General features: G+C 56.0%; 21 protein-coding genes and 1 pseudogene. 14 read left to right on the top strand and 8 right to left on the bottom strand.

The window, feature by feature from the left end:
- The 13 genes and pseudogenes from ACTJKL_RS29130 to ACTJKL_RS29190 all read left to right on the top strand — a co-directional run.
- On the top strand, nt 1-358 hold a 358-nt coding region (locus ACTJKL_RS29130), incomplete at its 5' end, for an IS66 family transposase (RefSeq protein ID WP_440854480.1).
- Nucleotides 355-918, top strand: coding sequence for a UPF0149 family protein (locus ACTJKL_RS29135; protein WP_440854481.1), 564 nt, complete (start codon nt 355-357; stop codon nt 916-918). The genes ACTJKL_RS29130 and ACTJKL_RS29135, both read left to right, overlap by 4 nt.
- Before the next feature lie 159 nt (nt 919-1,077).
- Entirely contained in the window at nt 1,078-1,368 is a 291-nt protein-coding gene (locus ACTJKL_RS29140) for a transposase (protein WP_440854522.1), read from the top strand.
- Between the two features lie 355 nt (nt 1,369-1,723).
- Nucleotides 1,724-1,831 (top strand): annotated as a pseudogene (locus tag ACTJKL_RS29145) (nucleotidyltransferase); the annotation flags it as partial.
- Nucleotides 1,832-1,919: 88 nt separating this feature from the next.
- On the top strand, nt 1,920-3,218 hold the full coding sequence (locus ACTJKL_RS29150) for a capsular polysaccharide export protein, LipB/KpsS family (protein WP_440854482.1): 1,299 nt from the start codon (nt 1,920-1,922) through the stop codon (nt 3,216-3,218).
- 5 nt (nt 3,219-3,223) lie between these two features.
- Entirely contained in the window at nt 3,224-3,994 is a 771-nt protein-coding gene (locus ACTJKL_RS29155) for an ABC transporter permease (protein WP_440854483.1), read from the top strand.
- Complete coding sequence (locus ACTJKL_RS29160) at nt 3,991-4,650, top strand: ABC transporter ATP-binding protein (RefSeq protein WP_440854484.1); 660 nt, start codon at nt 3,991-3,993, stop codon at nt 4,648-4,650. The genes ACTJKL_RS29155 and ACTJKL_RS29160 overlap by 4 nt, the downstream gene beginning before the upstream one ends.
- Complete coding sequence (locus ACTJKL_RS29165; protein ID WP_440854485.1) at nt 4,651-5,982, top strand: KpsE/RkpR family capsule polysaccharide export protein; 1,332 nt, start codon at nt 4,651-4,653, stop codon at nt 5,980-5,982.
- A gap of 136 nt (nt 5,983-6,118) precedes the next feature.
- On the top strand, nt 6,119-7,255 hold the full coding sequence (locus ACTJKL_RS29170; RefSeq protein ID WP_440854486.1) for a glycosyltransferase family 29 protein: 1,137 nt from the start codon (nt 6,119-6,121) through the stop codon (nt 7,253-7,255).
- Entirely contained in the window at nt 7,252-8,211 is a 960-nt protein-coding gene (locus ACTJKL_RS29175; RefSeq protein WP_440854487.1) for a Gfo/Idh/MocA family oxidoreductase, read from the top strand. The genes ACTJKL_RS29170 and ACTJKL_RS29175 overlap by 4 nt, the downstream gene beginning before the upstream one ends.
- Nucleotides 8,196-9,170, top strand: a complete 975-nt coding sequence (locus ACTJKL_RS29180; protein WP_440854488.1) for a Gfo/Idh/MocA family protein — start codon at nt 8,196-8,198, stop codon at nt 9,168-9,170. The genes ACTJKL_RS29175 and ACTJKL_RS29180 overlap by 16 nt, the downstream gene beginning before the upstream one ends.
- A gap of 14 nt (nt 9,171-9,184) precedes the next feature.
- On the top strand, nt 9,185-10,201 hold the full coding sequence (locus tag ACTJKL_RS29185) for an NAD-dependent 4,6-dehydratase LegB (RefSeq protein ID WP_440854489.1): 1,017 nt from the start codon (nt 9,185-9,187) through the stop codon (nt 10,199-10,201).
- 2 nt (nt 10,202-10,203) lie between these two features.
- On the top strand, nt 10,204-11,379 hold the full coding sequence (locus ACTJKL_RS29190; protein ID WP_440854490.1) for a LegC family aminotransferase: 1,176 nt from the start codon (nt 10,204-10,206) through the stop codon (nt 11,377-11,379).
- Between the two features lie 60 nt (nt 11,380-11,439).
- Here the strand turns inward: ACTJKL_RS29190 and ACTJKL_RS29195 are convergent, their stop codons facing one another.
- Nucleotides 11,440-11,661, bottom strand: coding sequence for a hypothetical protein (locus tag ACTJKL_RS29195; protein WP_440854491.1), 222 nt, complete (start codon nt 11,659-11,661; stop codon nt 11,440-11,442).
- 32 nt (nt 11,662-11,693) lie between these two features.
- On the opposite strand from ACTJKL_RS29195, the gene ACTJKL_RS29200 reads away from it, so the two are divergent.
- Nucleotides 11,694-12,812 carry a nucleotidyltransferase family protein gene (locus tag ACTJKL_RS29200; protein ID WP_440854492.1) on the top strand — a complete coding sequence of 373 codons (1,119 nt, stop codon included), beginning with the start codon at nt 11,694-11,696 and terminating at the stop codon, nt 12,810-12,812.
- On the opposite strand, the gene ACTJKL_RS29205 is transcribed toward ACTJKL_RS29200, so the two are convergent.
- The 7 genes from ACTJKL_RS29205 to ACTJKL_RS29235 all read right to left on the bottom strand — a co-directional run bounded on the left by ACTJKL_RS29205 (nt 12,795) and on the right by ACTJKL_RS29235 (nt 21,193).
- On the bottom strand, nt 12,795-13,475 hold the full coding sequence (locus tag ACTJKL_RS29205; RefSeq protein ID WP_440854493.1) for a PIG-L deacetylase family protein: 681 nt from the start codon (nt 13,473-13,475) through the stop codon (nt 12,795-12,797). The two genes, ACTJKL_RS29200 and ACTJKL_RS29205, sit on opposite strands and share 18 nt — an antisense overlap.
- 8 nt (nt 13,476-13,483) lie before the next feature.
- The gene (gene neuC, locus ACTJKL_RS29210; RefSeq protein ID WP_440854494.1) at nt 13,484-14,650 is read right to left on the bottom strand and encodes a UDP-N-acetylglucosamine 2-epimerase; all 1,167 of its coding nucleotides are present in this window, start codon (nt 14,648-14,650) and stop codon (nt 13,484-13,486) included.
- 92 nt (nt 14,651-14,742) lie between these two features.
- Nucleotides 14,743-15,684 (bottom strand): GNAT family N-acetyltransferase, encoded by a 942-nt coding sequence (locus ACTJKL_RS29215; RefSeq protein ID WP_440854495.1) that lies wholly within the window; start codon nt 15,682-15,684, stop codon nt 14,743-14,745.
- A complete protein-coding gene (locus ACTJKL_RS29220) occupies nt 15,677-16,336 on the bottom strand; it encodes an acetyltransferase (RefSeq protein WP_440854496.1) in 660 nt (219 codons plus the stop codon). The genes ACTJKL_RS29215 and ACTJKL_RS29220 overlap by 8 nt, the downstream gene beginning before the upstream one ends.
- Nucleotides 16,333-17,382: an N-acetylneuraminate synthase family protein gene (locus ACTJKL_RS29225; RefSeq protein WP_440854497.1), complete on the bottom strand. Its 1,050-nt coding sequence runs from the start codon at nt 17,380-17,382 to the stop codon at nt 16,333-16,335. The genes ACTJKL_RS29220 and ACTJKL_RS29225 overlap by 4 nt, the downstream gene beginning before the upstream one ends.
- Nucleotides 17,379-19,607, bottom strand: coding sequence for a CDP-glycerol glycerophosphotransferase family protein (locus ACTJKL_RS29230; protein WP_440854498.1), 2,229 nt, complete (start codon nt 19,605-19,607; stop codon nt 17,379-17,381). Before ACTJKL_RS29230 ends, ACTJKL_RS29225 begins: the two co-directional genes overlap by 4 nt.
- 563 nt (nt 19,608-20,170) lie before the next feature.
- Entirely contained in the window at nt 20,171-21,193 is a 1,023-nt protein-coding gene (locus tag ACTJKL_RS29235; protein ID WP_440854499.1) for a capsular polysaccharide export protein, LipB/KpsS family, read from the bottom strand.
- Between the last annotated feature and the right edge of the window lie 115 nt (nt 21,194-21,308).

Here is a 21,308-nt window from a genome sequence, read left to right on the forward strand (position 1 = left end):
GCTGGGCAAGGCCGTCTCCTACGCGCTCAATCATTGGAACGGGCTGGCAGCCTTCCTGGAGGATGGCCGGATCGAAGCGGACTCCAATGTGGTCGAGCGTTCAATGAAATCGGTGGCTCTGACGAGGAAGAACTCGTTGTTCGTGGGCAACGAACGCGTTGGCAAGTCCTTCGCGGTCCTGGCATCGCTCGTCAACACAGCAAAGCTCAATAGTGTTGACCCCGAGGTCTGGCTTGCCGATGTGCTTGAGCGCATCATCTCGGGCAAGGTGCCCGCGAACCGGATGGATACGCTCTTCCCCTGGGCCTGGAAGGCCGAACGCGAGGCCATTGCAGATCAGGAGCGACGGGCGGCATGACACAGAACAGCCAAGGGACGACGGCACGACCGAAGCTCGATGACAAGGCGTTCGAGGCCTTCATCAGGGCACGTCGTCCCGTGTCGCCGATCTGGTCGATGAGTGGCCTCGACGGCTATCTCACGGCTCTCATCATCGGACCGAAGTTCATCGACCCACGCAAATGGATCCCGGAACTGACCGGTCCGGATGCCCTGAACCTGCCGATGGAGACAAGAGAACATCGGGCCGTACAGACGATCGTTGCTGAGTATAACCGCATCTCGGCTAGCCTTTCCGAAACACCGAAAGACCACCGGCCCCGGTTCACCCGGATCGATGATCAGACCTTTGATATCTTCGATTGGGACGTCTGCTTTCTGATGGGAACCGGGTTCGCGCCGAGGCTTTGGCAGCCGGTTCTTCGTGGTCATGCCGTCACTGGGGATATCATCGCACCCATCCGCAAGCTCGGCGAGGCAAAACGGAAAGCGACAAGCCAGGATGCTGCTGACGTCGCCGAAGCACTCGTCAATATCCGAACCTACTTTATGCCGAAGCGGGCAAAGCAGAAGTTCTGACCGAGCGCCAGAAACCTATCCGTCAATCATGAAAGCCGTGGGCCATTCGTTGCGCTCACGGTCGAAGCGTTGCGCCGCTTGCAGGATCAGGTCAGAGAACTTGATGCGGAGATTTCGGCAAATGCCAAGTCTGACGAAACTGCCCATGGCCCGATTAGCGTGCCTGGTATCGGTCCGCTGATCGCGACGGCTCTCGAGGCGCTTGCTCCATCGGCTGAAACATTCCCATCCGGTCGTGGTTTTTGCAGCCTGATCGGTCTGACACCGATCCAGCGTTCAACCGGCGGGAAGGAGCGCGTTGGACTAACATCGCGCATGGGAGAGGGAACGTTAAGACGTCTGCTCATCACCGCATCCAGCGCGCTGTCGTCCGCTGGGCCAAGCGTAAAGGCATACCATGCGGCTCATGGTTTGATCGGATGCTTGCGCGCAAGCCACCCATGCTGGTGATCGTGGCGCTGGCCAACAATACCGCGCGCATCGCTTGGGCGCTGATGAAGAAAGGCGGGACTTAGTGTGTGCACGTGCCTGCCTTCGCTTCTGCCGCATATTTATTCAGCGGCCACCGCGCCAAAAGGCCGCGGACTGATGGCGGTGGTAAGGGGCAGTGAGTCTGCCGCACGCAGGTCTTATTGCTGACCGACCCAGTCCCGATCGTCGCATTCTGTCATCGTCTCGCGGCCAGCCACCCGCATCCAACCAGCGCCGATCGGGAGAGCGGTGGGGCCTTGTTGCTTGGTTCCAATTAGTGCATAAGACTAATGTAATACACGCTATTTGAGGCACTTCAAGGTAACGTGACTAGGCGCTTCGCAAATTTCTCGAGCGAACCGAACACGTCCTCCGCCTCGTCGAGATGATTTGCACCGAACGCCTCGAAGAGCTTGAACGAGCGACGGTCCGAGGCAAATAATTTGTGACAAGGAGCGAGCGCTCGAGACTGGCGGATCGACTGCGGCGCATGTAGATAGCAGTCCTGCATTCTTTGATTCAAGGCGCCGATGGCTTTAACGCGACGACAAAGGGAAGAGCTCGCCGATGCTTCTTCCGCTCCCACACCGGAGCCGGTGACGACCTTTGCCGTCCAGATCATAGGATGGAAGAGAGAGTCTTTCGAGCGATATTTTCCCGACAGGCACTTCCGCTTCCTCCCCATGAATGTCGGCGAGCGCGAATTCGAGCGCGTCTGGAAGCCGCGGATCCTGGCCGAGAAGGACGCCGAGTTTCTCGCCTGGGGCCCGGAACTGCCGGGCCCTTTGGAGGCGCTGGCAAAAGCGCGGAACATTCCCGTCACTTTCATAGAGGACGGTTTCCTTCGCTCGGCCCGGCCGAGCGCCAGCCGCACGCCTCCCCTCTCCCTGGCGCTCGACGGCAGGGCGCTCTATTTCGACTGCCGGCATCCATCCGACCTCGAAGTGCTGCTAAAGAACTATGACTTCGAAGCGGATGCGGCACTGATGGAGCGGGCGCGCGTTGGCATCGCGCTACTCACCGAAAGCGGCATCAGCAAATATAATGGCGCGCGCCGGCGCAACGCCGAGGAAGTCTATGGCGAGAAGACGCGCAAACGGGTGCTGGTCGTCGGCCAGGTGGAGGACGATGCTTCGATCCGCTACGGCTGTCTCAGCCGCATGACCAACAACGACCTGGTGCGGCTCGCGGCCTCAGAGCAAGCGGACGCCCAGATCCTCTACAAGCCGCATCCGGACGTGCTGAGCCGCGCCCGCCCGGCAAGGTCCGACCCCGCCGAAGTGGCGCATCTTTGCGAGCTGGTGACCGAGAGCCTGCCGCTTGCCGAGGCGCTGCGCACCGTCGACCACGTCTATACGATCACCTCGCTTGCGGGCTTCGAGGCGCTCATTCGCGGCATCCCGGTCACGACCGCCGGCTGCCCCTTCTATTCCGGATGGGGCATGACGGACGACCGCCAGCCCAACCCGCGCCGCGGCCGTCGCTTGAGCATCGAAGCGCTTTTCGCCGGCGCCTATCTGCTCTATCCTCGCTATTTCGATCCCGAGACTGGAGCGCAAACCTCATTCGAAGCGACCGTGACCGCAATCAAAAGACAGCTCGACGAGCCGCAGGGCCTTGGCCCGCGCCGGCCGCAATGGCGCGCCTGGGGCCCTTACGGCCTTCTCGGCTGGCGCCATCTGCTGACCGCCTTTGTCACGCCGGCGATCCGCAAGATTGGCAGTGACCGCGATGTCGAAGACTTCAGGGCCGACCCGATCCGCTTCTTCCGCGGCCTGTCCGAGCGGAAGTACCGGATCATCGGCCGCATTCTCTATCCGTTCGGGTGACTGACATGGGCTATCTCACCACCCATTTCCGCGTCGTCGGCGCCCTTCTGGTTCGCGAAATGGCGACGCGCTTCGGCTCGAAGCCCGGCGGCTATGCCTGGGCGCTGCTCGATCCGACGGCCCACATCCTGTTGCTGACTACGATCTTCCAGACGATCGCCCACACGCCGGCACTCGGCACCAGCTTCGCGCTTTTCTTCGCCACCGGCTATATCGCCTTCCAGTTCTACCAGGCGATGACCGGCTACCTGAACGCCGCGGTCAAGGCCAACAAGGCGCTGCTCAGCTACCCGAATGTCGCGCCGATCGACACCATCGTCGCCCGCTTCGTCCTGCAGATGGGCACGACCTCTCTGGTCGCCTTCATCGTGCTCGGCACGATCGTCGCCACCATGCGGGTCGACACGAACATCCACTGGCCCTCGATCTTCGAAGCGGTCGGGCTCGCCTGCCTCTTCGGCCTCGGCGTGTCCATGGTCAATTGCGTGCTGTTCCTGAAATATCCGCTTTACGAACAGGTCTTCGGCATCTTCAACCGCCCACTTTTTATGATCTCCGGCGTCTTCTTCCTGCCCGACTCGATCCCAACGCCCTATCGCGAGCTCGTGCTGATCAATCCGCTTGTTCACATAATCATGAGTTTCCGCCAAGGGTTTTATCCAGAATATCGGGCGTTCGGCCTCGACATGAGCTATGTTTATGGCATCGCATTTATGACATTGTTTGCCGGAATGCTGGTCTTCACCCTTTCCAGAAAGACGCTGAGAAACGAATGATCCGCTTCGAGCAGGCGACCAAATATGCCCGCACCAAGGGCATCAAGAAGCCTATCATCGAGAACGCATCGCTGACGCTGAACCGCGGTAAAAGCGTCGGCCTTCTCGGTCGCAACGGCGCCGGCAAGTCGACGCTGCTACGCCTAATCGCGGGCGCTATCAAGCTCGACAAGGGTCGAATCATTCGCCGCGGCAAAATCTCCTGGCCGCTGGGGTTTCAGGGTAGCTTTCAAGGCTCGCTGACTGGGGAACAGAACGTACGTTTCGTCGCCCGAATCTACGGAGTAGATACGGAAGGACTGATCTCCTATGTCAAGGAATTTGCCGAGCTCGGCCCATTCTTTCGCGCGCCCGTGGGCACGTATTCCTCCGGCATGAAAGCGCGGCTCGCCTTCGGCTTGAGCATGGGCATCAACTTCGACTATTATCTCGTCGACGAAATCACCGCGGTTGGTGACGCAAATTTTAAGAAGAAGTGCCAGAGTGTCTTCGAGACCAAGCTGCAGGATTCGGACGTGATAATGGTCTCGCACAGCACCGGTACGATCCGCGATTATTGCGATTGCGGTGTGGTGCTGGAAAAAGGCAAGATGACGTATTATGAGAATGTAGAAGACGCGATACGCGCCCACGACAAAAATATGAAGGAAAGCTAGATGGCGGTAAGCAAGGACGCGGCAGTGAACCAGCCTGATTCCGCGCAGGCCGCTGGCACGCAGAATATCGCCAAAGCCGCGGCAAAAAACAAAGGTATTGCGGTCCTCGAGGGGCTCCTCGGAAAGGAAAGCGCACCGGTCATCCCGCTGCCGGGACGTAAGGTTGAATCACCCCAGAAAGCCGGTTGGCAGTCGAAGTGGCTGAAGAAACTTCGCTGGCGCCACGCCGTCATAGGCGCGTCCTTCCTCGGACTCGTAGCAGTACCAGCGACGCTTGTATCGGTCTATATGGCCTTCATCGCGGCGGACCAGTATCACAGCACCACCTCCTTTGCGGTACGTAGCATCGAGGGTGGCGTATCAACGGATATTCTGGGTATGTTCACCCAAGCGTCCGGTGGCAGCACTATTTCTGACAGCTACATTCTGATGGATTATATCCTGAGCGAGCGCATGGTAGCGGACGCCGACCGCAGATTCAAACTCGAAGATGTCTATGCTGCCCGAGGGCTCGACTATTTCTACGGAATCGGCTCTGACCTGCCGATTGAGGACAAACTCGCCTACTGGCGCGACATGGTTGATGTCAATTTTGATAATGCCTCGGGCATCGTGGCAGTGACTGTGAAAGCCTTTGACGCGAAGCAGGCGCAAGCTATCGCTCAATTCATCGTGGACAAGAGCGACAATCTTGTAAATAGCCTGTCACTTTCCGCCCGCAATGATGTGCTGAGGGCAGCGCAGGACGAAGTACTCGCAGGCGAGGCCCGCTTGGCCAAGGCTCGCGTAGCCCTGCGGAACTATCGCGACAGGTCGCAGGAAATAAGTCCGGAAGAAGGAGCGAAACTCGCCGTTCAGCTTATCGCTTCACTGGAACAGCAATTAACGCAACTCAACGCCGATCTCTCTACCGCGAAGACTCAGATGCGTGAAGATACGCCCAGGATTCGGGTCTTAAAAGCACGTATTGAAAGTCTCGAAAACCAAGTGGACGTCGAACGCAAACGTCTTGGTACGGGTGCGCGCGATACTGCATCCCCCTTCGGAACAGAGCCCCAAGATGTAGCTGGTCGAATCACGCAGTTCGAGGAGTTGGAAACGGAACGCGAGTTCGCCGAACGCGCATATACCGCTGCGTTGGGCGCTCTTGAGAAGGCGCGTGTTGAGGCGAACAACAGGCAACGGTATCTTGCACTGTTCATCGAGCCCACCCTCTCCGAAATGGCGCAATATCCGACGCGCATCGTAAATGCGTCGCTCGTGACTCTCGCTCTCCTGTTTGCCTGGGGTGTCGGAGTCATGGGCTACTACAACGTTCGTGACAGGGCGTAACTACGGCTTCGCTTTCCACGCTTCCTTGCCACGAACGGCGTCCCGCCGCCTAGATCTAATATCGGTTATAATGGAAGAAGCCACCTGCAGTATCTCTCACCGCAAAAGGTGGGTAAGTTGGATGTTCAGGCGCCTCATGTGGTACCTGAACGGTAGACCAGGCTCCACCGAGTTGCAGTCCAGTAGACGCGCTTATGCTTCCGGCCTTTATTCGGATGCGGTCAATTGGCTGCAAGCGGCGCTTGATAAATCCCGAAACGATTATTCTCTTCAGCTGAGCATGTCGCGCTGGGCAAGGTACGGCATTGTACCGTTTGAGAGTGCAAAGGAGATGTTGCTAAACATCGTCGACAACGCACCGCCGCATTTGGCACGCACGGCGTCGGTCGAGCTTTTGAATCTGTGCTGGGAAAGAGCTGGCGCGACAGCGGCAGTCGTCCATCTGCCCCGGACCATGCCCTTACTTGGTTCTAGGCCAGCAACTAGGGTTCGCGTGGCGGCTCTCATGAACGACGCAGGACTTGCTGAGGACGCCTTGGACATCCTCGCTGAGGTCGCAATCAGACACCCTCAATCACTTCGTGGCATGGGATATTTGGAACTGACAGTCGCCGCGCAGAATTCGGGGTTCGACCATTTGGAGCTAGGTCGGGCGGCATTGGCCATATCACACAGACTCAATGCTGGCGCCGCCCGTTTGCGGGCTCTCCTTGACACTCGGGACGTCGCCGTGGTCGCCAATGGCCGCTCTCTCATGGGTAAATCACAGGGAGCAAATATCGATGCCCATCGACAGGTGATGCGATTTAACAACTATGTTACAAGTGACATCGTAGATCTTGGCCGGCGTACTGATGTATGGGTGCGGCCCCTTAGTCCCCGCTATGTCCCTTGGAGGCAATTTCGAAAACAGCCTCTTCTTGTTTTCACCGGTCCAAACCTACGTCACCGATTTTCGGATGCTATTCAACTGTTAACAGCCTGCCCCAAAGAGTATGGCGATATAGCTGTTATCCCACCTTCGCTATACATATCCCTTTTCGGTGAACTGGACGCATCGCCGAGCAGCGGATTACTGGGCCTCGCATTATTGGCAGAACATTGTGGTGGCCGGGTACCGCAAGATCAAGTTTTCGGCTACTCACTTCAGGATAATAGGGAGAACATGTCGATTTACCATCATGGGACCGTTCAAGGCGACTCCCCGAGCCGTCACAACTGGAAAGCCGAGCTCAGGCTGTTCCAGAACTTGGTCGGAACGGAGCAGCAATGAAACACACCATTCTCCTCGCTGGTAGCGGCAATATCGGCCGCCGTCATCTACAAGCGCTGTCCGGGTTGAACCGGCGTTTGAACCTGATCATCATCGAGCCCGACGATTCGGCACGACAAGCATCCGCAGCACTGTTGGCTCCCTTCGCTGGCCAAATCGCCTTTCGCTTGCAATCGGATTCGGCCGACCTTCCGACGTCAGTTGACCTCGCGATTATCGCGACATCTGCCGGTCCGCGGCGGAAGGTGTTTGAGAGTTTAATTTCGGCCACCCACCCGAATTTCATTCTGTTTGAAAAAATACTGTTCACGACTCGGCGTGATCTAGATGAATGTGAAGAAATTCTCTCTAAGCTTGAGATACCAGCTGCCGTCAATTGCGGTCGACGCGGCTTTCATGATTATGATCGCTTGCGCGACGAACTTGGGTCTCGCCGCGGGTTGTCCATGAATGTGTTCGGTTCGGATTGGAACATCTGCTCGAACGGAATCCACTTCCTTGATTTGGCTACGCATCTATTTGCCGACATGCCGTTGTCGGTTTCAGAGGCAGAGTTAGAGCCCCACCCCGTGCCCAGCCGACACCCCGGCTGCATTGAATTCTTCGGAAGCTTGGTTGCACAGATGGGAGGCGGAGGGGCCGTCAAGCTCACGAGTTTGAGGTCTCCGGGCGTTCCGTTTGCAATAGAGATAACTCATCACAAGGAGAAATGGACGATTGAAGAAGCTAAGGGACGCTTAACCTATGAAGTCGGCGGACAGGAGCAATATTCTCGCCCGTTCGAGGCGATGATGGTTAGTCGTATGGGGCATTTGTACACGGAAATTCTGGATAGCCGGCAATCCCGACTTCCGTCCTACCGGACATCAGCAATCCACCATCGCCTGTTTGTCGACGCAATACGTCGCAGGTTGGGGATGCACCTCTCGGAGGATATGCCGTGCCCGATCAGTTGACGAGCTTAATTCTAGCTGGTTGCGGCGGCATGGCTGGCGCGTATGCTAAGGTGTTGCGCCAGGTAGAGCAACATTTTGTAGTGTTGGGGCGCAGCCAAGCAGGTGCCGAGAAATTTGCCGCCGAGTGGAATGTGCAGGTGGGGTATGGTCCGCATGAGGAACAGCTCGCCTCCCTCGAGACAGTGCCTGCGACGGCAATTGTTGCCGTCAGCGCGGCATCGCTCTCCGAAGTCACAAAGGCTTTGATCAAATTCGGATGCCGCAAGATCCTCATCGAAAAGCCTGCGGCAATGGACCCTGTCGCAGTCGCTGATCTCGCGAGGTTCGCGGAAGCACATGGCGTTGAGGCTTATGTTGCCTATAATCGCCGTTTTTATTCGTCGGCCCTGCAAGCAGAAAGACTAATTGCTGAAGATGGAGGCGCCCTGTCCCTCAAGTTTGATTTCACGGAAGCAACGCGCCGAATTGAGGCGCTTGGTAAAGATGCCGTCGAACTGCAGGGCTGGTTTTATGGCAACTCAACGCATGTGATCGATCTTGCATTCTTCCTAGCCGGCGAGCCACGCGAATTGCAAGCGCAGAGCCGCCGAGCCCTTGAATGGCATCCGGCTGGCGCCATCTTCAGCGGCCATGGGGTCACGAGTCGCGATGTAGTGTTTTCCTATCACGCTAATTGGCTTGCGCCCGGCAGGTGGGGGGTGGAGATCATGACTCGCCACAGGCGTTTGGTTTTGCAACCCATGGAGGAGCTTTTTTGCCAAAATCACAACACGTTCAACCTAGAGAACATCAGCTCGAATGACGAGTTGGACCGCCTCTACAAGCCTGGAATCTATCTTCAAACGAAGGCCTTTCTGGCTGCGAAGCCGGATGAACGGCTCCTTCCGCTTGCAAAACATGCCTCGCTATTCGCCATTTACGCGACGATACGCGATGGCGGCGTTTACTCGAAACCATAAGGATCAACAACTGAATGAGCACCGCGCTAAAAGGGAAAACAGTTCTCGTTACAGGAGCTGACGGCTTCATTGGATCACATCTTGTAGAACACCTCGTGCAGCAGGGTCTCAAAGTACGTGCTTTTGCGCTTTACAACAGTTTCGGGACATGGGGGTGGCTAGATCGCCTCTCGGACGACGTTCGAGGTCAGTTCGAAGTGTTTGTGGGGGACATACGCGACTCGCATGGCGTGCTGACAGCGATGCGTGGCGTAGATGTCGTCCTGCATCTCGCCGCACTTATCGCTATCCCCTACTCCTATCACTCACCGGATACATACATCGATACAAACATCAAGGGCACGCTAAATGTCCTGCAGGCGGCTCGTCAGCTCGACGTCAGCCGAGTCGTACACACGTCTACCAGCGAGGTTTACGGCAGCGCCCGATTCGTTCCGATCACGGAAGAGCATCCGCTGGTCGGCCAGTCCCCCTATTCGGCCTCAAAAATCGGCGCTGACCAACTGGCATTATCGTTTTACCGCTCTTTCGGGACGCCGGTTACAATCATTCGGCCATTCAACACGTTCGGTCCAAGACAATCGGCTCGTGCCGTTATCCCAACGATCATAAGCCAACTGGCAGCCGGCAAGACGGAAATACGTCTCGGCAAACTCAGTCCTACGCGCGATTTCACTTTTGTTACGGATACAACTCGCGCTTTCCAAGCTATGGCCGAAAGTCCCAATGTCCTGGGCGAGGTCGTTAATTTCGGCAGCGGATTTGAGATTTCAATCGGCGAGGTTGCCACCCATATCGCGCAGACGATGGGCGTCCAAGCGAGAATCGTCTCGGACGAGGAACGATTGCGGCCCGATCTAAGTGAAGTCGAACGTCTGTTTGCAGGGATCGAGAAGGCTCATCGTCTCACAGACTGGTCGCCGCAGTATTCGGGGCGGGATGGATTTGAGAGGGGATTGGCTGAAACGATCAAGTGGTTCCGCAACCCGGAAAATCTCTCATCTTACAAGCCTGAATCTTACATGGTGTAACGATGAGCCGTTTGAATGTGAGACAAGCGACCTCTGTGATCGCCGAGATTGCTGCACCCTCGGGTGGCCGCGTGGCACTGCATGAACCGCAATTCTCAGGTGCCGAATGGGAATATGTCAAAGAATGCCTGGATTCCGGATGGGTATCTTCGGTTGGTTCTTTCGTGGATCGCTTCGAAAGGGACCTGGCTGCGGCTTGCGCGGTCAAACGGGCGGTAGTCGTGGTAAACGGGACCGCCGCACTGCACATCGCACTATTGATGGCCGGAGTTCGGCGCGGAGACGAGGTCCTTACCCCTGCGCTGACCTTCGTCGCGACCGCGAACGCGATCGCTCACTGTGGAGCAATTCCCCATTTCGTCGACAGTTCGTGGCAGACGCTAGGTCTTGATCCCCAAGGTCTCTCAGACTGGCTCGCCCGGATTGCAGAACCGGACATCGACGGGCCTCGAAACCGTATCACGGGGCGCCGACTGGCGGCTATCGTTCCTATGCATACTTTTGGCCATCCTGTTGACATGCCCGGGCTCTTGGAAGTGGCCAACCGGTGGGGATTGCCCGTGGTTGAAGACGCGGCAGAATCTCTTGGTAGCCTGCAGGATGGACGCCCGCTCGGCGGGCGCGGGCTAGTCGGCGCCACCAGCTTTAACGGCAACAAGATAATTACCACAGGCGGCGGTGGCGCCATTTTAACAAACGACGACGCCCTCGCCGACCGCGCTAAGCACCTGACGACCACGGCGAAGGCACCCCACCGTTGGGCGTTTTCGCATGATGAAATCGCATTTAACTATAGAATGCCTAACATCAATGCGGCGCTCGGTTGTGCACAACTGCAAGAGCTTCCGGCGTTTCTACGCGCCAAGCGTGCTTTGGCGAGACGATACTCGGAGGCGCTTGCGGGTCTTGCTGGATTGCGTTTCTTCGCTGAACCGCACGGCGCGGAAAGCAACTACTGGCTGAATGCAATAATTTTGGACGATCCCACTCAGAGGGATGAATTCCTAGCGATATCCAATGACGCAGGTATTATGACGCGCCCGTGTTGGACACTTATGTGTGATCTACCTATGTATCGCGAGTGCCCGCAGATGGAATTACCCGTTGCTCGCGCAATAGTATCGCGCTTGGTTAATATACCGAGTAGTGCGGCTCTGGGATTGAGGAGTAACGCTTAGTTTCTCGAGAGAAAAATGGCGGCGTGCCTCCCCCAAAGCACCAACCACATCGCTGGATCATTACCTGTTGCCGCCACCCTTTGGTAGAAGACTTGCAATCACGTCGATTCGCGACTGTTCTCTTGCAGCTCGCGACGAGTTCACGTGGGTGGGTTGCCATTTTCTACCAAGGTCGGTAGAGGTGATGAGATTCAAAAGATTCGAATCGACCACACGCTCGCCGAGAATTTCCTCGTTACAGCAGTAGCCAAGCAGCCGGTGCAATCCCAACCGCAGCAGCATTCCGACTTCCCGGAAAATATTCGGAGTAGTATATGTCACCTTCGACTAAAGGCGTTCCGCCCTTGAGACTCTACGCAGCCGAGTCTTCGTTCGTTTCACCCGAATCAACAGTGATCGACGTCATCAAGGTTATAGACGCTGCAGCGATGCAGATCGCCTTGTGCGTAGATGACAATGATCGCCTTGTTGGTGTCGTCACGGACGGCGACATCCGCCGAGCAATCTTGCGCGGCGCCCAGCTGCATGACCCCGTCTCGCAAATCCTGAATTACCAGCCTCTCGTAGTTCGAGCCGATATGAGTATACACGAAATGGCCCAGTTGATTTGCGGCAAGAGTAGAATCCTTCGGCTCCCAGTTGTCGACGAGGCGGGCAAAGTCGTCGGCTTGTATCGAGCTGAGGAGATTGCGCCGGAGGTCGCTGGGCAGTGGCCTGTAGTGCTTATGGCGGGAGGCTTGGGCAGTCGACTTCGACCCTATACTGATTCGATGCCCAAGCCGATGCTCGAGGTAGGCGGCCGACCGATCCTCGAACAGATCATTTTACAGTTCAAGTCTCACGGCTTCCACCAATTTTATCTCTCAGTGAACTACATGGCTGAGGTGATCAAGGCTCACTTCGGCGACGGCAGGAACCTAGGCGTCCAAATAAGCTACCTGGAAGAGTTCGAGCGAATGGGGACTGCTGGCAGCTTGCGCTTACTGCCCGCGATCCCGGAATCGCCTTTCTTTGTCATGAATGGCGACCTTCTTACAACGACTGACTTCAGTATGCTGATGCACTATCACCTCGACTGCGGTGCGGAAGCGACTATGTGCCTCCGCGAATACACAGTGGAGGTGCCATACGGCGTCATTGAGCACGAAGACGGACGCCTGACTGGCTTCCAAGAGAAGCCAAAACACCGGCATTTCGTGAACGCAGGTATATACGTTCTCAATCCCTCTGTTTTGTCACACGTCCCAGCCGAGGGCTACTTTGACATGCCCTCGCTGTTCGACAAGCTTATGGCCGAAGATCCGGCAGCAGCTACGGTGTATCCGCTTCGGGAGTATTGGTGTGATATTGGTCGCATTGAAGATCTTGAACGCGCCCGGAATGATGCCGCCAAGCTCATTGCCCGAAGACCAACGTTAAGTCCTGCCGCGTAGGAGCATGAACGCCTCGGCTGCCGCGTACCCGCTCGTAGCCCCGCGCACCTTCGCCAGAGCGTTCACCGCTTCGAGGCTTCGGGGGAACGGGAAGTCACCAATCTCGTCCCCGAACATTGAGGTGATGCGGAGTTTTTTCTCCAACTGGCTTGAAATGTCGACATAAAGATTGGGCAGGAAAGGGTCGCTGCTGAAGAGTCCGGCGTCCGTTTCTGATATTGTTTCGTAGGCCATGATCCAATTCACGGATGGGTATCGGAACCATTTGGAGCAAGCTATTGCTGCTTCATACACCACATGATGATCTGAATGAGCATCTCCCCTGTGGGGAACTAGCAGCGTTGCTGGCTCGATCGACTTTACGACCGCCCCAAAAGCGCTGACCAGTTCCCCCATTGGAAGCGTTTCAAGCTTGGCCGAGGGTAGATTAAGCCGATGTACGCCAGTGAATCCATACGCATCGGCAACTGCCGAAATTTCCCGTTCTCGACGCTCGACCTTCTCCTGAGCCCATCCCTGTTCGACCGAAATTCCAGTCACGATCAGCCAGTGCACCGGAGTTCCAGATTCGATTGCTCGTAGGAGAAATCCGCCTGCTCCAAGAGTTTCGTCGTCAGGATGAGGTGCAACAATGACGACCGGCCCGCAGTTAGCTTCGAACATCTTCTCTATCACTCCAAGATAAAAGGCTTATTCATCAATTTTGGTCCTTGCTCTATCTCCGCCAGTATCGCTGCGATCCTGGCGCCGGTTCGTCCGTCGCCATAAGGTGTCCGGCGCTGAGAAACAAGGCGGCGAAAGCCTTGATCGTGGATTGTCTTATCAATCGCTGCGGAAATCTCATTTTGGTCATACCCCGTAAAGATTACATTGTCGCCACATTCACGACCACGCTGACGTATGCCTACATTCACCACCGGAAGCCCGAGACTTGGAGCCTCGAGTATTCCAGCGGACGAGTTGCCAATCATCAATGCCGCATGCCGCAGCAGATTCACAAAATTCTTTCTGTCGAGATGATCGAATACTTTGACACGCGGACAGCGAGCTGCAAATGCAGCTATCTCCGAAGTTATTGCCTGATTTCCGGGGTCGGAGTTGGGCGCCATAGCTGCTACATTCAATCCACTGCGTTCCAACACGCTCGTAACTGCTTTGATGTGTTCCCCTGCTTGCGAAAAATCAGTGATCGTCGGATGGAAAAGCAGCACCGCGTATGGGGCACCGGCCCAGTCCACCCTCAACGCCTCATCCAGTTCTTCGCGGCTCATGCGAGCAACCGATAACAACCTGTCGAGCCCGGAGGCACCCGTTACATGGATCCTCCACTCCTCTTCTCCAAGCGCACGCAGACGTTTAGCACTCAGCTGAGTCGTTGCCATATGAATATGCGCCATCTTCGACACAGCGTGGCGAATTACATTATCGACGTTGCCATCATCAGCGTGGTCGCCACCGCCAACATGGACCAGCGGTACTCGATGATATACGGCAGCAATGGCGCCCGTCATAACTTCCTCCCGATCCCCCATGACGACAAGGAAGTCAGGCTGCTCCCGTGCAAATATGTCGGTCATCCCCGTCAACTGGAGCGCCATGCCCTTGACTCGACCGGATAAGCCATCCGACGCAAGCAGGGAATCAACTTCTCCAACGATCCGATGTCCATCAGCTCTAATCTGGTGCACCGAGTGCCCGTGCAGGCCGGTTAGATGAGCGCCCGTGACAATTATGGCGGCCTCCAATTCCGGTCTTTTACTTACACCCTCTATGATGGGCGCTAAGATGTCGTACTCAGAGCGGATACCGGTCAGAAAATGTACAAGGCGACGGCGCATTTGATGCCTTTTTCGTTTGGATCATTTTAGGTTCTTGCATGCTCAAGCGGTCACCGTATGCGCGGCTTGAGAAGCCTGGTTATTTACTCGGTTCAATAAAGGTCAGAATCGAGCATCGAGAGCCGCCACAATCGGCTGTCGAACAAATCACTCGATATTGGCTGGAATGTTCGCCCGCCAAAGTAAGTGATGGGTGCTTCCGCCTTGAAACCAACAGATTCGAGAACCAACCGATGCGCTTCCTGCGGGAGGCACCACGTGGATACTTGAGTGTGACCCGCCGAAGATGCTCTGGCGATGACAGTTGATAGCAGAGCTCGCGCGGTGGCGTTATCTGCACAACGCAACTCCACCAAGTCCGTTGTGTCAACTCCGAAATTTTTCGTGATTGCATATCCCGAAATTTCGTTGCCCTCGCTTAGGACCAGGCGCGTGTATAGGTTCTCCGGATTCTGGTCGAGACGCCAGGTTAAAACCGCCGCATTTCTGACGCCGCAAACTGGCAATTTTGTTCCAACCACTTGAAAAAATGCGTCAAACCGCTCATCGATATGGTCTACTTGAACGACGGCCGGATCAGGTTTGCGGAGTTTTGAAACGGTGCGTAGATCTAGTTTCAGCGTCGGCACTTCGTAAATGTCACGCCACCCAACCTTTATCTGCCTGAGGGCATGGACAGCCGCATTGGGGAAGCCGTATACGGCCGCCACTCCAAGCTCAGGGAGACACTCATATAGCTTATTAGCAGTCTTCTCGAAAAGGCCGCGCCCTCTGAAATCCGGGTGCGTCATCGTTGTCATGGACAAAGCCGCGGATATTTCGGAGCCGCCCACGGACAGAGGCGCAGAATTGGCGGCATAGTGGCCCACGAGCTTGTCACCGCAGAATGCTAACATCACTTTCGCCGCACCGGCGGGATGGTGCAGGTAGCGCCAGTTCCAAGCGGCCGGAGACATTGGCTTGTCAAACACGGTATGAAAGAGCTTCGTTATCGCGCTTTCGTCACCCGGCCGGAAAAATCGGTAGTCAAACATTAGATTTACTCTGGCGTTTATTGGAGACCTTGCCTCGAGCAGATGTTACACGCGCACCATCGGGTACGTCATCTGCAACCACGGTACCGGCTCCCACGAAAGCACCTGATCCCACAGTAACTCCGGGCACAACAATGGCCCCGGCCGCGATAAAAGAGTTGTCCCGCACGCAAACGCCCCCCAAGATAACGGCTCCCGGCGCAATCATTACACCGGAACCAATGACGCAATCATGATCAACCAACGCCCCAGTATTGATGATCGACGCCGCACCAATCCGCACATCCGCCTGGACAACGGCGCCGGCCATTATAACACTTCCGGCCTCAACCGCTGCGGATGCCGAGACAATCGCCTTTGTATGCACCAAAGTGGGAACAGTCGCTCCTATTTCCACCAGCTTCTGATATTCACGCCAGCGAATGTCTGCCCTTCCGGTGGCAGGAAAGAGTTCATAATCTCTCAGCCAAGCGGCGTTATCGAACACCTCACTCACACTTCCGAGAACAGGTTTCCCGCCGATGACCTCCCCTCGATTTAGACCAGGGTCTAAATATCCTGCAACTTCCCGGCCGTTGACACGCGCCACTTCAGCTATCACCTTCGCGTGGCCGCCCGCACCCAACAGTATAAGCGCTCTGTTTTTACTCATTCGAAATCGTCCATGGAATACAATGTGAGCGCGCTCACCGGCCGCCTTAAACGCTTCCCGATCATCTCTAGTTCAAGCGCGGGCGCCAATCCGGTGCCCGGACGCAGCAGTATGATGTCGTCCTTCGACACCTTTTCTCCCGGCGACATGTCGCGCACGGCAGCTAAGCTGCGGCGTCCCAGAAGACGCGATGATTCCTCACATGGTTGGGGCTCTTTACGTGCATCACCTAGCGAGCGTTCGACGATCCGGATACCCTTGACCATCGCTGCGAATTCGTCCGGTTCTAGCGAAGCACGGTGGTCTGGGCCCGGGAGATCTCGATCCAACGTAAAGTGTTTCTCAATCACGCATGCGCCCAAAGCAACGGCTGCCAATACCACTTCTGTCCCTTGTGAATGATCGGAATAACCTATCGGGAGCAAAGTCGCCTCTTGCATCAGGGGTATCGCTCGAAGGTGCAATTCATCAAGTGGTGCCGGATAGCAGCTGGTGCAGTGGAGAACGGCAATGTCATCGCAACCGGCGTCCCGCAATGTCGATATCCCCCTCAGGACTTCCTCCATGGTGCACATACCGGTCGACAGAATAACGGGCCGCCCGCATTTTCCCATTTCGGCGAGATAGGAGATTGAAACGCAGTCAGGTGACGGAACCTTAAATGCCGGCACGCGCAAGTCATTTAGCAATGCTATGCTCTCGAGGTCGAAGGGCGATGAAAGAAAGATAATCCCTTCCGCAGAGCAATAGTTCAGAAGCCGTTCGTGTGCTTTTGCATCCAGCTCGAAGTTGGACAGCATCTGGTGCTGGTTTGTTTGCCCGGTGTTTGTTCTTTGGTAGGCCGCGGTCGGCGTGTCTCTAACGACCAGCCGGTCCGCCCGGAATGTCTGGAACTTTACGGCGTCAGCACCTGCTTGACGTGCGGCCGCTATCATCTGCTCGGCGAGTTCAATCGACCCGTTGTGATTGACGCCGATTTCCGCAATGACAAAGCATGGCTCACCTGGACCAATCGCGCGGTCGGCGATCTTAAATCCTGCGCTCATAGCATGTACTCCTGAAAGGGGGCCGTGACAAAGATTTCCTGAGGAAGTTCGGATCGCTCCCGGATCCCTGACGTGCCCTTCTGAATGATCTCATCCACGATCTCTTTCAATCGCTGGTAAGTACTGTTGTCGAAAAGATGCGGATTTTTGCATTTGAAAGACCCTGCGCCGGACCTTGCCTCGAGCCCCAGCGCAAAGGCGTCTTCCATGGCGGCAATCGTCTCCTCTCGCGTGGAGCATAGGGGCACACCAAGAATTTCATTGTAAGCGACGGGATAGTTCACACCAGGCTGGGCAACAATGGCAACGTTACGATCCAAAACCACGGCTTCGAGGGCAGTAACGCTGTAGGCCGTTAGCACAAGGTCACTAGCCATAAGTAGGTCCTTGATGTCGACGTCAACAACAGAACAGATGTCGCCCGCGGCTTCATCCTCAACTATTTGCCTGTATCGTTCGACATGGCCCTGCCCTTCCTCGGGATGTATCTTAAGCAAGACTTTGGTCGGCTGCTTCAAGGCTTTAGCCGCTAGTATTATCATCCGCCATAGCGCCAGGGATAACGCGGGGGGCATAGGCTGCGTGGGAAACGCGATGATGCGCACCGAACTTAGCTCGGTACCAACGCGCTCCCTTGCGAGCCGGCGTGCCTCTTCCGATTCGTAATCGTGCGGACGAAGGATCCGCGGGGACCCAAAAGATCGCACTCGGTCTGCCGGGATGCCGAAGTAACGATCGTACTCTCGGACAAAATGATCTGAGTAGACCGCGGCATAGTCGGTGCGGACATTCGTATAGCGGCAATACGAAGCATTCAGGCAATGTGTTTCGATCGTAAGGGTCGGAGTACCGGTCATCCTCGCGACAGCGCCAACAATTGCGTTGTTCGATGACCGTATCGGCGAAATCGCAATGGCATCGTAGTCGTAAGTTTCGAGCAGTCTCCTTGCGAGGGCAACTTGGCCTAGTTGTTTGAGCATGAACTCTGCAAGTCCTGTTCTAATAAGACAGGCCAAAGCGTTGCTAACCGCGGGATCGCTTTGCCACTTGTTCGCCAAATCCGCGAGGGGATCTGCGAAAGCCGTGAACGTAGACGCACGAATGGCGGCATTTGCGCGTTTATCTGGAGCCGGCGAAGCCGCGCGCATGAATGCCGGTCGGGTTGAAGCGTTCTGCTTTGGGCCTCGGAGGAAGACATCATCGGTGGCACGACTGAGACTCTCGTTAAATGATTTCTCGCGGCCTTGCGTCCAAACCACATCGACATTGAAATGATCCTGTAGCGCGCAAGCGATTTGGATCGCATTGTAAGCGTAGGCGCGGGTCTCATTCGAAATGAGGGCCAAACTTGGGCGCCCCCTGTGATGGCTTCCAGCTCGACGAGGAGGCAATCTAGTAGCCTTTCGAAGATATGCTCGAACCGCCTCAGGCGCGACACTTAGTGGCGACTCGTTGAAACTTGTAATTTCGGCTAGGATTCCAGGTAAGTAGCCATATACTCCTACTTCCTGTATGCCCATTGCGGCTTGTCGCGCTTCGAATTGGATCTGCGCAGGCCCCGGCAGCCAACTACACGCTTGGACGCGGGCATCCCCAATGAGGTCCGGCATGGCGGCACAAAGGCCATATAGTTCGCGATTTTCAGAGAACGAGATTATGACATTGTCGAAGCTTGGATCCCGTAGCGCCTGGGCCACGCCGTCCATCCGTAGCATCTTGAAGAAAATAAAGTCGGCAACACCCAAGATAAACTCGGCCTTCATGCCGTCGGCTGAGGGAACTTCCAGGTCGATCCAAGGATTGGCTTTGAAAAACGCCGTCGATAACGCGGCGGCGGCCTCGCTACTCGCCTCATGCAATTGGTAATACCGGCGGTGAAATCTGTCGACACGCGTCCGCGCATGCTCGATGGTTATTTCGATTTCGGGCAGTTCAGCTTGAATTGCCGGAAGGTCCAAATGTCCATAGAGATCTCCGTATCGGATGATTGTAAGCTTCTCGGCTCCTGCAGCCAGACGGCTGATGACTTTTGGTGGCAATTCTCCATCAATGACCAGCAATCGGCGGCGGCATGGCGCAGGGCGGCTGATGGTGTGTACGCCACGTAGGCCTAAAGAGGCCTCCACGCTTCGACCCAGCGGCCGGAGGAAGATCGCTCTTATGGCAGTCGGCACGATCGGGTGGCTCGAACCGCTTTCAATGAGAGCCAGCAGATCGTCAAGCAAGTCTGCCTCGCCACGTTCCAACAGCGCGACTGCCAAGCCGGCGCTAAGGGCAGGGTCTCCGCGCGCATTTTCGGCGAGGCGAGGTAACATCCTTTTTAACCGCGCTGATAACGTCTGATCGTCAGTCTCACATAAGAGTATTCGATAATCTTTCGGTCGAGGTTTCGCACAAAGATAACTTTGAACGAAGCGATCTCCCATTTCCTGTCCATGTTGTGCGACAAGCCGCTTGTGGAGCCATAGCAGTCTTGCCCGCGTGCGCCGGCGGAGCGGAGAGTGGGTCATCCATCCGATGGCAGCGCGAGGCCCTAGAGCGCCTGCCAGTAATCTCATCATCGCTCGAGAAAAGCGCGCTTCGAGATTGCTCGGGAGGTGTGCGAGGATGCGATTCATAGGAAGTATCTTCGTCGAGAGGAACTGTCGGCGCGTCTTTTAGGTACCGCGCTAGGTCGCAATGCGGTTAGGTGATGCAGACGGAGTTGTCCAGATGTTTTCATGACGTATGCCCGGGCACATTGTTTCTGGATCGGAAGCGAGGCACGTCAGGAAGAAACGGAACGGAGTCACGGCCGCGGTCCGCGCATTTCGATCAATCTACAGATCACCGTTTCAAGATCCGCTGGCTCACCGGTTTCGGGATCGTAATACAGCGAATGCATAAGATATGCTGCGGCAAAGATTTCACGGGGAGACAAGCGTCTCTTTCGACGGATGCTCGTCTGCCGGTCATCAGTAGCGCCCCAACCGGCGTAAAACGGTAGCCCGACGCAGGTAACTGGAATGCCTCGCAATAATGCTTCGAATCCCATGAGGGAGGTGATCGTGTAGACATGATCAACTGTATCGAGTGCGTCAGCAGGCGTCACATCTGTCTCCAGCAACTCACAGATATGTGCTACGTCGGCTGGATTGGACGCACCTGCACGTTTTCTGTGGACGGCGCCCGGATGCGGTTTGTAAATCACCTGAGCATCCGGATTTTCCGACACGGCGAGTCTGACCAGGTCGTTGTTGTTGAAAGACTTGTCGCATCCATGTGCAATCGCAGCATCTGTCTCCACTTGGCCGACGACGAGTACGCGCCTCTTCGTTTTCGGCCCTATCATCTTTTCGAGGTCCATTTGGGCGCCAAGGTTGTATTTGCTCACGCGCATATCGAGGAGCATTTGAATGCAGCGATCGGCGCGTTCCATCAGAGCGGCATCCGCGCCAAAATCATAATTTTGCAGCGTTTGCTCCAGGTCCGATGGATTTCGCGCGTCATAGTGCAGCGTTCCTCCATCGATGATCAAAGATGCCGGCGCCGCCCTCGTGGAGCCGAGCGATATCGAACGAACGAAGCCATCCTCAACGTAGTAGAAGGGGATACCAAATAAGCGGCAAAAGCCCCTCAGGAAACGTGGGTACTTGAAGCCCCAAACCAGGACAGCGGTTGGTCGTGACAGGAGAAGAAGCCGCAAAGGCCAACCTTTCAGCAGCATCGATTTTGGATTTCGGGTCACCACCTTGCAGTCTACCCCGGGAAACCATCGCGGAATGAAATTCTTCCACGGTGCGAACCCGAAGAACACGGCTTGACGTACCATGAGGGTTTCCAATCTCCTGGAAGTATAGCGCTGAACGTGTCTATTCAATCGTTTGGTTCGTCGGTTGTCGCTGTGAAGGGTATTCAATATCAAGTCTAGGGTAGCGCCACGTTGT

This window comes from Sinorhizobium sp. 22678 (assembly GCF_052044265.1).
Classification (GTDB): Bacteria; Pseudomonadota; Alphaproteobacteria; order Rhizobiales; family Rhizobiaceae; genus Sinorhizobium; species Sinorhizobium meliloti_A.